This window comes from Corallococcus sp. AB049A (genome assembly GCF_003668885.1).
GTDB lineage: Bacteria > Myxococcota > Myxococcia > Myxococcales > Myxococcaceae > Corallococcus > Corallococcus interemptor.
Genome location: NZ_RAWL01000301.1, coordinates 1 through 10,783, shown reverse-complemented (window position 1 = coordinate 10,783; position 10,783 = coordinate 1). Strand labels below are relative to the sequence as shown.

General features: G+C 69.2%; 8 protein-coding genes and 1 pseudogene. 3 read left to right on the top strand and 6 right to left on the bottom strand.

Annotated elements, in window-relative coordinates; all coding sequences use genetic code 11:
- Positions 1 to 324 (top strand): annotated as a pseudogene (locus D7X55_RS27225) (hypothetical protein); the annotation flags it as partial.
- On the opposite strand, the gene hemH reads toward D7X55_RS27225, so the two are convergent.
- The 6 genes from hemH to D7X55_RS27195 form a co-directional block, all read right to left on the bottom strand.
- A complete protein-coding gene (gene hemH / locus D7X55_RS27220) occupies positions 299 to 1,366 on the bottom strand; it encodes a ferrochelatase (RefSeq protein ID WP_121724582.1) in 1,068 nt (355 codons plus the stop codon). The pseudogene D7X55_RS27225 and the gene hemH overlap by 26 nt on opposite strands.
- Positions 1,367 to 1,389: 23 nt before the next feature.
- Entirely contained in the window at positions 1,390 to 1,773 is a 384-nt protein-coding gene (gene apaG, locus D7X55_RS27215; RefSeq protein WP_120550769.1) for a Co2+/Mg2+ efflux protein ApaG, read from the bottom strand.
- 74 nt (positions 1,774 to 1,847) lie between these two features.
- Positions 1,848 to 2,813 (bottom strand): TerC family protein, encoded by a 966-nt coding sequence (locus D7X55_RS27210; RefSeq protein WP_120550768.1) that lies wholly within the window; start codon positions 2,811 to 2,813, stop codon positions 1,848 to 1,850.
- Between the two features lie 36 nt (positions 2,814 to 2,849).
- Positions 2,850 to 4,994, bottom strand: coding sequence for a glycogen debranching protein GlgX (gene glgX, locus D7X55_RS27205; protein WP_121724581.1), 2,145 nt, complete (start codon positions 4,992 to 4,994; stop codon positions 2,850 to 2,852).
- Positions 4,991 to 8,098 carry a malto-oligosyltrehalose synthase gene (treY, locus tag D7X55_RS27200; protein ID WP_199747157.1) on the bottom strand — a complete coding sequence of 1,036 codons (3,108 nt, stop codon included), beginning with the start codon at positions 8,096 to 8,098 and terminating at the stop codon, positions 4,991 to 4,993. Before treY ends, glgX begins: the two co-directional genes overlap by 4 nt.
- Before the next feature lie 188 nt (positions 8,099 to 8,286).
- On the bottom strand, positions 8,287 to 8,619 hold the full coding sequence (locus tag D7X55_RS27195; protein ID WP_014394388.1) for an SWIB/MDM2 domain-containing protein: 333 nt from the start codon (positions 8,617 to 8,619) through the stop codon (positions 8,287 to 8,289).
- 380 nt (positions 8,620 to 8,999) lie between these two features.
- Here D7X55_RS27195 and D7X55_RS27190 point away from each other — a divergent pair, with 380 nt between their 5' ends.
- Positions 9,000 to 9,992, top strand: coding sequence for an NAD(P)-dependent oxidoreductase (locus D7X55_RS27190; protein WP_120550766.1), 993 nt, complete (start codon positions 9,000 to 9,002; stop codon positions 9,990 to 9,992).
- A 103-nt stretch (positions 9,993 to 10,095) separates the two neighbouring features.
- The gene (locus D7X55_RS27185; RefSeq protein ID WP_120527701.1) at positions 10,096 to 10,761 is read left to right on the top strand and encodes an HAD family phosphatase; all 666 of its coding nucleotides are present in this window, start codon (positions 10,096 to 10,098) and stop codon (positions 10,759 to 10,761) included.
- The last annotated feature ends 22 nt before the right edge of the window (positions 10,762 to 10,783 follow it).

The following is a 10,783-nucleotide window of genomic DNA, read 5'->3' as shown; positions in this document are numbered from 1 at the left end:
GGCAAGAAGGGCCCGCACGTGGCGGGCCATGAGAGCGCCACGGAAATCGTCGACGAGCTGGCGGACGCCCCCGCCCCTGCCGCCCAGGCGGAAGGCACCGAGCTGGGCGCCACCGTGAAGGTCACCGGCAAGGGCGAGTTCCTGGTGAAGGCCGGCCAGTGGCGCTCCTGGGAGGGCACCCTGTCCACCTCCCTCAACGGCCCCGCGAAGCCCGCCGTGAACCTGCCCGCGGGCACCTACCAGGCCCGCCTCACGCCCGTCAGCGCCCCCCAGCAGGCACCGGCGGCAGCGCCGACGCCTACCGCGACCCCGCCCGCGCCGTAGGCGCAGGGCCGTCCGAAGCGCGCACCATCCGCACCACGGCGTCCACCCACTCCGGGTGGGCGTTGAGGGACGGCACCAGCGTCAGCGACTCGCCGCCCGCCTCCACGAACTGCTCCTTCGCGCGCAGGCCAATCTCCTCCAGCGTCTCCAGGCAGTCCGCCACGAAGGCCGGGCACATCACCGCCAGCCGCTTCACGCCCTTCGCCGCCAGCTCCGGCAGCACCAGGTCCGTGTAGGGCTTCACCCACGGCGTGCGCCCCAGCCGCGACTGGAAGGACACCGTGTAGCCGCCCTCCGGAAGCCCCAGCCGCTGGGCCAGCATCCGCGCCGTCGCGAAGCTCTGCGCCCGGTAGCAGTGCCGGTTCGCGTCCGTGATGGCGTCGCAGCAGCCCTGGGACGCCAGGCAGTGCTGCCCCGTCGGGTCGCTCTTGCGCATGTGGCGCTCCGGCAGCCCGTGGAAGCTGAACAGCACGTGGTCCGCGCGCGTGTCGGCAATCACCGGCCGGGCCACCGCCGCGAACGCGTCCAAAAAGCCCGCGTCGTCCCAGAACGCCGGCACCGCGCGCACGCTGGGGACGTCCCAGCCCTGCGCCAGCACCTCATACGTGCGCGCCAGCGACGACGCCGTGGAGGACGCGGCCTCGTGCGGGTACAGCGGCAGCACCGTGAACTCCGACACGCCCTTCGCCTTGAGCCGCGCGATGGCGTCCGGCAGCGACGGGTTGCCGTAGCGCATGGCCAGCTCCACCTCGTAGTCGTCCACCAGCCGCTCCGCCACCCGCGCCTCCAGCGCGCGGCTGTACACGAGCAGCGGCGAGCCCTCCTTCATCCACACCTTGCGGTACGCCTCCGCGCTCTTCGCGGGGCGGAACGGGAGGATGAAGAGGTTCAAGAGGAACCAGCGCCCCACCGGGTGGATGTCGATGACGCGCGGGTCGTTGAGGAACTCGCGCAGGTAGCGGCGCACTGGCCCGGACTCGGGCGCGTCCGGCGTCCCCAGGTTGACGAGCAGCAGTCCCCGCTTCGTGGTCGGCACAGGCATGCGCGAAGGCCCTGGGTGACGTGTCAGTGCAGCGCGTGCGGCAGCGTGAGCGCGAACTCGGCGATGCGCGCCTCGAAGCGCGTGCCGTCCGGGCGCTCCATCTCGTAGCTGCCGCGCATGGTGCCAAAGGGCGTCTTGAGCATCGCCCAGCTCGTGTACTCGAAGCGCTCGCCGGGCTTGAGGTGCGGCTGACGGCCGACCACGCCCTCGCCCTTCACCTCGTCCACGTGCCCCTGGGCGTCGGTGATGACCCAATGCCGCGCCCGCAGCTGCGCGGGGACGGTGCCCTCGTTGAGGAGCACCACCTTGTACATGAAGGCGAACTGCCCGGACTCGGGCGTGCTGCGCTCCGGCCAGAAGGTCGGCTCCACGGTGACGCGGATGCCGTCGGTGGTGGCGGTGGACATGGCGGGAGACTTGGCAGCGACTCCCGCCCGATGCAAGCGAAACGCAAGGGCCTCCGAGCCCCGGCCCGCGGCCTTCAGCCGCGCTCCTGCTCCCGCTCCGGCGTCTCCGGGGCCTTCTCCGCCTCCGGGGGCTTGGGGAACACCAGCGACGCCAGGATGGCCACCAGGAGGCAGCCGCCAATCACCGCCAGCGAGATGCCGATGGGGATCTTGAACCAGTGCTCGATGAGCATCTTCACGCCCACGAAGGCCAGGATGACGCCCAGCGCGACCTTCAGCAGGTGGAACTTCTCCATCAGGCTGGAGACGACGAAGAAGAGCGAGCGCAGGCCCAGGATGGCGCAGACGTTGGACGTGTAGATGATGAACGGGTCCTTGCTGATGCCCAGCACCGCCGGGATGGAGTCCATGGCGAAGAGCAGGTCCGTGGCCTCCACCACCATCAGCACGATGAACAGCGGCGTCACCTTGCGCCGGCCGTCCTCATGGACGAAGAAGCGGCTGCCCTCGCCCTGACGCGCCACCGGCAACAGGCGCCGGGACATCTTCACGATGAAGCCCGCCTCCGGGTCCACGTCCTCGTCCTCCTTGGCCCAGAGCATCTTGGAGGCCGTGTAGACGAGGAACGCGCCGAACAGGAAGATGAGCCACTCGAAGCGGGCCACCAGCGCCGTGCCCGCCACGATCAGCACCGCGCGCATCACGAACGCGCCCAGGATGCCCCAGAAGAGCACCCGGTGCTGGTGCGCCGGCGGCACCCGGAAGTAGCCGAACACCATCAGGAAGACGAAGAGGTTGTCGACGGACAGCGCGTACTCCACGACGTACGCCGTCAGCCACTCCAGCGCCGGGGCCTGGCCGCCGTAGTGGTACACCCCTCCGCAGAACGCGAGGCTGATGCTCACCCACACGAGCGTCCACAGCGTCGCCTCCTTCGGCGACACCGCGTGCTCCTTGCGGTGGAACAGCCCCAGGTCCAGGGCGAGCATCGCCAGGACGAAGACGTTGAAGCCCACCCAGGGCCAGAGCGAATGAATCATCGGGTCCGCTGCCTACCCCGGGACGGGCCTGGCCGGCTACTCCCATTCCGTCGCCGGGCGCCTCAAGACGGCCAGGGACCGCCCCGCGGCCTGCACCTTTCCACCCGCCGGGGTGTGCGTGCGCAGGGACTCCCCGGTGGCCGCCGTGTCCACCACCAGCTCCCAGTCCGCGCCCCACTCCAGCGCGGGCAGCATGAAGGTGATGGGCTCATGGTGCGCGTTGAGCAGCACCAGCAACGTGTCCCCCACGATGCGGTGCCCCTCGTCGTCCGGCGTGGCGATGGCGTCCCCGCCCAGCAGGAAGGCCAGGGAGCGCACGTAGGGCTTCTCCCAGTCCTCGCGCTTCATCTCCTTGCCGTCCGGCCGGAACCACGCCAGGTCCTTCAGCTCGCTGTCCCAGATGTGGGCGCCGCGGAAGAAGCGGCGCTTGGACAGCACCGGCTGCTCGCGCCGCAGCTTGATGATGCGGGAGGTGAAGTCCAGCAGCTGGCGCTGCTTCTCGTTGAGCTCCCAGTTCACCCACGACAGCTCGTTGTCCTGGCAGTAGGCGTTGTTGTTGCCCTTCTGCGTGCGGCCCATCTCATCCCCCGCGACGAGCATGGGCATGCCCTGCGACAGGAAGAGGGACGCCAGGAAGTTGCGCTTCTGCTGCTCGCGCAGCGCGTTCACCTTGGGGTCGTTCGTCTCCCCCTCCACGCCGCAGTTCCAGGCGTGGTTGTCGTTGGCGCCGTCGCGGTTCTCCTCGCCGTTGGCCTCGTTGTGCTTCTGGCTGTACGTCACCAGGTCGTGCAGCGTGAAGCCGTCATGCGCGGTGACGAAGTTCACGCTCGCCGTGGGCTTGCGGCCGGACAGCGCGAACAAATCCGAGCTGCCGGTGAGCCGCGAGCCAATCTCCGCCGCCTGCCGGTCGTCGCCCTTCCAGTAGCGGCGCATGGTGTCGCGGTACTTGCCGTTCCACTCGCTCCACAGCACCGGGAAATTGCCCACCTGGTAGCCGTAGTCCCCCACGTCCCAGGGCTCCGCGATGAGCTTCACGCGGGAGAGCACCGGGTCCTGGTGGAGGATCTGGAAGAAGGCCGCGCGGGTGTCGTAGCCGTGCCTGTCCCGTCCCAGCGTCGTCGCCAGGTCGAAGCGGAAGCCGTCGACGTGCATCTCCTCCACCCAGTAGCGCAGCGAGTCCGCGATGAGCTTCAGCGCGTACGGGTGCGTGGCGTTCCACGAGTTGCCGCACCCGGTGAAGTCCATGAAGTAGCGCGGGTCCTTCTCACTGAGCCGGTAGTACGCGCCGGCGTCCAGCCCCTTGAAGGACAGCGTGGGCCCCAGGTGGTTGCCCTCGCAGGTGTGGTTGTAGACCACGTCGAGAATCACCTCGATGCCCGCGCGGTGCAGCAGCTTCACCATCCCCTTGAACTCCGCCACCTGCTCGCCCAGCGAGCCCGACGCGCTGTAGCGCGCGTCCGGAGCGAAGAAGCCCAGCGTGTTGTAGCCCCAGTAGTTGGAGCGCCCCTTCTGGGTGAGGAACGGCTCGTCCACGAAGGCGTGGATGGGGAGCAGCTCCACGCTCGTCACGCCCACCTTCTTCAGGTGTTCGATGGAGGCCGGGTGCGCCAGGCCCGCGTACGTGCCGCGCAGGTGCTCCGGCACGCGCGGGTGGAGCTTCGTGAAGCCCTTCACGTGCAGCTCGTAGAGGACCGTCTTGTTCCAGGGAATCTCCGGCCGCTTGTCGCCCTCCCAGTCGAACCCGTCCGACAGGATGACCGCCTTGGGCACGCCCCAGGCGTCGTCCTGCGTGTCCATCACCAGGTCCTCCTCCTTGCCCCCGTGCACGTAGGCGTGGATGGGGGCCTTGTGGTCCACCTGGCCGTGCAGCGCGCGGGCGTAGGGGTCCACCAGGAGCTTGTGCGGGTTGAAGCGCAGGCCCTTCTTCGGTTCATACGGACCGTGAACCCGCAGGCCGTAGAGGCAGCCGGCGTGCACGCCTGGCATGTAGCCGTGCCAGACGTGGTTCGAGGTCTCCAGCAACGGGAAGCGGCGCGTCTCCTTCCTGGGGTCGGCGGGGTCGAAGAGACAGACCTCCACCTTCTTCGCGTGCTCGCTGAACACGGCGAAGTTCACGCCGTTCCCGTCGTACGTGGCGCCCAAGGGAAACGGCTTCCCTGGAAGCACCTCGGCCCTTCTCATCCAGTGCTCCTCTCCAGCAGCACCACCGGGAACTGGGCGAGGAGCGGCCCCAGGGCCAGCCCCACGCCGCCCGGCCCCTGCTGGGGACGGACGGTGTTCCCGGTGAAGACATTGCGGAACATCATGCCCGCATATGCCTCCGGAAGGTTCAGGAACGTACCGTCGTACGCTTGCGAAAGCCCCCCGGACTCCAGCGCCTCCAGGGTGTAACGCGGCGCGCAGGCGATGAGCACGCTGTCACCGTGCGTGCGCGCGAAGCCCACCGCCGCGGGCGAGCGCGGCCCGGACAGCTCCAGCGCCTCGTACCCGCCGGCGCGGAAGAGGTCCGCGTACTTCTGGCGCAGCCGCAGCGCCTGGGCCAGGACGAAGAGCTTCACCTGCCCGTCGTCCATGTCCCCGGACAGCCTGGCGCACAGCGCCTGCCGGTCCTTCGCCGCCGCGTCGTCCAGCGCCGTGAGCAGCCGCTCGCGCAGGGCGTAGTCCACCGGCCGGCGGTTGTCCGGGTCCACCAGCGACAAATCCCACAGCTCGCAGCCCTGGTACGTGTCCACCACGCCGGGCGAGGCCAGCTTGAGCAACAGCTGCCCCAGAGCGTTGTGCTGGCCCGCGCGCTCGATGCGGCGCTTGAACGCCTTCACGTCGTCCAGGAAGGCCTGGCTCTTCGCCGGGTCGAAGCACGCGTCCACGAAGCGCGCCACCGCGTCGTCGTAGGAGCCGTCCGGGTTGGTCCACGACGTGCGGACCTTGGCTTCCTTGATGGCCTTGCCCATGTACTCGCGCACGCGGCGGTGGAACTCCTTGAGCTCTGCGGCGGGCACCGCTTCGCCCATGGGCCACGCGCCCACCACCGTCTGGAAGAAGAGGTAGACGTCGTTGGACGACGGCGCGGGGCCGGAGGGCAGGTGGCTGACGAAGGGCTGCGTCAGGTCCGCCCAGGCGCGCGCCTTCTCCCGCCAGACCTCCGGCAGCTCCGTGAGGACGTTGATGCGCGCGCGCACGTCCTCGCTGCGCTTGGTGTCGTGGGTGCTGGAGGTGAGCATGCTCGCCGGCCAGCGCTCCGCGCGCTCCTGGTTGCGCAGGTGGAACATGGTGGAGCGCATGCCGAAGTGCTCCGGCTCGCCGCCCACCTCGTTGAGGCTCACCAGCCGGTTGTAGATGTAGAAGACGGTGTCCTCCAGGCCCTTGGCCATGACGGGGCCCGTCACCTGCTGGAGCTTCATCGCGAAGCGCAGCATCACCGCCTTCTCGTCGTCCCCCACGTGGTCCGGGTAGCGGCCCAGCAGGATGTCGCGCAGGAAGTCGAAGATGGAGGCGTTGGTGGTGGTGTTGCGCTCCTTGGCGCGCTGGAGGGTCCACTCGATGTACTGCACGTCGCGCACGTCCAGCTCCGCGCGCCAGCCGTCCACGTAGGTGCGGTAGACGGGGAACAGCGCGATGAACTCCACCAGCGCGCGCCTCAGGCTGTTGAGCGTGAAGTCGCGCGTGCGGCGGTTCATCTCCGAGATGCGGTTGAGCTCGTGCGCCAGCACGTTGATCTCACTGGCCATGCTCACGCGCATGATGAGCAGCTTCTTCTGGTACACCAGCTCCGCGAAGTCCTGCGTGCCGCCCGCGAAGCGCTCGTACGTCTCCGTCAGGTGCGCCTCCGCGGCCGGGTGCACGAACAGGCCGCTCACCGCGTTGGCGAAGCGGTAGCCGGTGGTGCCGTGCACCGCCCACGCGTCCGGGATGCGCTCGCGGCCGCCCTGGATCTTCTCCACCGCCACGAACAGCGCCCGGCGCAGCGGGCTGTCCGGCGTGTCCATCACCTCGCTGCGCCACTTCGCGCGCAACAGCGTCTCCACCTCCGCCCACCGCGCGTCGTCCCCGTCCTTCTTGCCCGCGTTGAAGCGGGCGCGCGCGCGCTCCAGGAAGAAGCGCTCCTGCAGGTTCAGGAAGTAGGCCGTGGGGTCGAAGAGGCCGTCCGGATGGTCGATGCGGATGCCCGTGACGCGGTCCTCGCGCAGCCAGTCGAAGATGAGCTGGTGCGCCTCCTGGAAGACGTCCGGGTCCTCCACGCGGATGGCGGCCAGGCCGTTGATGTCGAAGAAGCGGCGGTAGTTGATCTCCTCGCCCGCCACGCGCCAGTGCGCCAGCCGGTAGCTGCAGTGCTGCAGCAGGTTGTCCAAGAGGTCGAAGGAGCGCACGTTGCCGGGCGTGCCGTTGAACACCCGGACGTTCTCCTCCACGTACGCCATGAGCTCCGGGCTGTCCGCCACCACCGCGCCCAGCCGGCGCTTGATGACCTCCTTCTCGCGGTGGCGCTCAATCACCTTCGCCGGCTCCACCTCCGTGCGCGGCGGCAGGTGGTCCAGGGCCGTCATGATGGAGAGCAGCTCCACCAGGTGCGGCGACTCCGGGCCCAGCTGCTTCTGCAGCCGCTCCAGGCCGTGCTTGAGGATGCTCGCGTACTGGCGCGGCGCCACCGGCAGCCGGTGGTCGTAGTAGTGCAGGTAGAAGGCGCCGGACTCGTAGGACAGCTTCAGCTCACCACGCTCCAGCACGATGCCGTACTGGTCCCCCAGGATGGGCAGCAGCACCTTGTCCGCCAGCTCGTCCTTCACCGGCCGCCAGTCCACGTCGAAGAACTTCGCGTAGACGGACGACGGGCCGTTCTCCAGCACGTCCAGCCACAGCCGGTTGTCCCGCTCGATGCCCATGTGGTTGGGCACCACGTCCAGCACCTGCCCCAGGCCGTGCTCGCGCAGGGCGTCACAGAGCGCCGCGTGCTCCTCCGCCGTGCCCACCTCCGGGTTGAGCCGCTGGTGGTCCACGCAGTCGTAGCCGTGGGTGCTGCCGGGCGTGGCCTTGAGGTAGGGCGACGCGTAGAAGTCGCTCACGCCCAGCCGGGCCAGGTACGGCACCAGCGCCTTCGCATGGTTGAAGGTGAAGCCCTGGTGCAGCTGCATCCGGTAGGTGGACAGCGGCGTGACGCGGCGCGATTGCAGCTCGCGTCGCACCTGGTCGAACAGGGCGTCCGCCTGGGCTTCCACCGTCGTGTGCGTGCCATCCGCGTCCGCCTGCCGCGCGGCGCGCTCCCCTGCCTCAAGACCGTCGTGGAACATGGGCCCCAGAGGTAGGCCCGACGCGGCGCGTCCGCCAGCGGGCAGATGCGCCTTCGCCCCCTTTTCAACGCTCCGCACGGCCGCCCTGTCAGAGGGGGAAAAAGCGGAGGGCCCGTCGCGCGCGATGCGTGACGAGCCCCCAGGGTCCTTCGGGCGACCGGCGACGGCCCCGACGGGCCCTGCACCGTTCAGCTCAGGTGCTTGTTCACCAGCGCGGTCATCTCGAACATGGTGACGTTCTTCTTGCCGCCGAAGATGGGCTTCAGCTTGTCGTCGGCGTTGATCTGGCGCTTGTTCTTCGCGTCCTGGAGGTTGTTCTTCTTGATGTAGTCCCAGATCTTGCTGACCACCGCGGTGCGGGGCAGCGCCTTGGAACCGACGATCGCCGCCAGCTCAGCGGAGGGCGTCATCTCCTTCATGAACGCAGCGTTGGGCTTACGGCCCGCGGCCTTCTTGGCGGCAGGGGCCTTCTTCGCGGCAGCAGGGGCAGACTTCTTCGCAGCGGCTTTCTTGGCGGCCATTCGTCTTGTGTCTCCTCCCCTCCGAAGGGGACGTTGCACGGCGTGCTTGCATCTTCAAGCTAGAGCCGATGGCGCGTAGTAGCACGGCCTAGAGCGAAAAACAGCGTCCATCGCGCGCTTTTTCCCTCTGGGCCCCCTCGGAGCAATGGATTCGGAGGCTAGAACTCGGCCCCGCAGCGCATTCTTCCCTCGGGAACGGAACCCTCGCGGCGCGTCCGGGGGCCCAGAAACCGGCTCCGGAGCCCGTTTCCCCTCGGGGATTGTGCTTCGCGACGCGTCCGGAGGCGGAAAGTCGGCATCCGGAGCGCGCGCTCACTCGGGCAGACCCCCGCCCATTTCGGCGGTGGACGGGATGTGGCTTTTCGGATGAAACAGCACCCATGAATGCCCTCATCACTGGCGCCGGCGGCTTCCTGGGGACCTGGCTCGCACGCGCGCTGGCCTCCCGCGGCGACCGGGTTTCATGCCTGTTGCGCCCCACCACGGACACCCGGGAGCTGGAGAAGGCCCTGGAGGGCCACCCCTGGACGCGGCATGTGGGCGACGTGACGGACCCCGCCTCGCTGGCCCATGCGGTGAAGGGCGTGGACGTCGTCTTCCACCTGGCCGGCATCCGCCGCGCCGCGCAGCGCGACGAGTTCATGCGCGTCAACGCCGAAGGCACCCGCCTTGTCTGCGAGGCCATGGCCGCCCTGCCGGAGCCCCGTCCCCGGCTGGTGATGTGCGGCTCGCTCGCCTCCCACGGCCCCTCCACCCCGGAGCGCCCCCATGTGGAGGAGGACGCCTTCCATCCCCATGAGTTCTACGGGGAGAGCAAGGCGGAGGCGGAGCGCATCGCGTTCTCCTTCGGGGACCGGCTGCCCGTGACGGTGATCCGCCCGCCGCGCATCCTGGGGCCCGGGGACAGGGAAAACCTGACGTTCTTCAAGCTGGGCAAGCAGGGCATCCGGCTGGAGCTGTCCGGAGGCCCCCGGCCGCTGTCGCTGGTGGACGTGGAGGACGTGGTGGACCTGCTGCTCGTGTTGGCGGAGAAGCCGGAGGCCCTGGGCCAGGCGTTCTTCTGCGCGGGCCCGGAGCGGCTGACCCTGGAGGAGATGCAGGACCTGGGGGCGAAGGCGCTGGGCTTCAAGACGCGCACCTGGCGGCTGTCCCCGGCGGTGCTGACGGCCCTGGCCACGGCGGCGGACGGGGTGACGCGGCTGACGGGCAGGAAGCTCCCCCTGAACCGGAAGCTGGCGCGGCAGCTCTTGGCCCCGGCCTGGACGTGTTCTGGGGCCAAGGCCGAGCGCCTGCTGGGCTTCCGGCCGCGCCGGGGGCTGGCGGAGTCCATCACTCGCAGTGGTGAATGGTATCGCGCGCAGGGCTGGTTATAGCCCCATGTCCCCAAAGGGCCGGCCGCCCACGCCGGCCCTTCCACTGTCGTTGACCGGACCCCCCCCAGGATGGGAGGAAGCCCGACCGCCCATGCCCCCCAAAGTGCCCGCCAAAGCCGCCTTCTTCGACGTCGACGGGACGCTGGTCCGGACGAACATCGTCCACGTCTACGCCTACTACGCGACGAACCGGGGCTCGCTCCGGGGCATCGCGGGCCGCACCCTGGGCACCGCCCTGGGTCTGCCGGTGTTCGGCATCCTGGATGCCGTCAACCGCAAGGCCTTCAACGAGTTCTTCTACCGGTACTACTCGGGCCTCAGCGAGGACCGCCTGGTCACCATCGCGGAGGACATGTTCGAGGACGTCCTCAAGCCCGCGCTGTACGAGCAGACGCAGGACCTCATCGACGAGGCGCGTCGTGCCGGCTGCCGCATCGTGCTCGTCACCGGTGCCCTGGACTTCACCATGCGCCCGCTGGCCCGGCACCTGGGCTGCGACGACGTCATCGCCAACAAGATGCAGTTCGTGGGCGGCAAGGCCACCGGCAAGGTGATTCCGCCCATCATCGAAGGCGCCAACAAGGCCAACGCCATCCGCGCCTACTGCGAGCGCGAGGGCCTGGCCCTCAACCAGTGCCACGGCTACTCGGACAGCGCCTCCGACTACGCCATGCTCGCCGTGGTGGGACGGCCCACCGCGGTGAACCCGGACCTGCGGCTGCGCTCGCTCGCGCGCGCGTACAACTGGCCCATCCTGGACCTGAAGTAGTCCCCCACCCCTTCCGCCGTCC

What these genes read in the sequence shown, in the direction of transcription:
- D7X55_RS27210 (WP_120550768.1), bottom strand. Translation starts at nt 2,813, where the DNA reads ATGATTCATTCGCTCTGGCCCTGGGTGGGCTTCAACGTCTTCGTCCTG.
- treY (WP_199747157.1), bottom strand. Translation starts at nt 8,098, where the DNA reads ATGTTCCACGACGGTCTTGAGGCAGGGGAGCGCGCCGCGCGGCAGGCG.
- glgX (WP_121724581.1), bottom strand. Translation starts at nt 4,994, where the DNA reads ATGAGAAGGGCCGAGGTGCTTCCAGGGAAGCCGTTTCCCTTGGGCGCC.
- apaG (WP_120550769.1), bottom strand. Translation starts at nt 1,773, where the DNA reads ATGTCCACCGCCACCACCGACGGCATCCGCGTCACCGTGGAGCCGACC.
- hemH (WP_121724582.1), bottom strand. Translation starts at nt 1,366, where the DNA reads ATGCCTGTGCCGACCACGAAGCGGGGACTGCTGCTCGTCAACCTGGGG.
- D7X55_RS27195 (WP_014394388.1), bottom strand. Translation starts at nt 8,619, where the DNA reads ATGGCCGCCAAGAAAGCCGCTGCGAAGAAGTCTGCCCCTGCTGCCGCG.
- D7X55_RS27190 (WP_120550766.1), top strand. Translation starts at nt 9,000, where the DNA reads ATGAATGCCCTCATCACTGGCGCCGGCGGCTTCCTGGGGACCTGGCTC.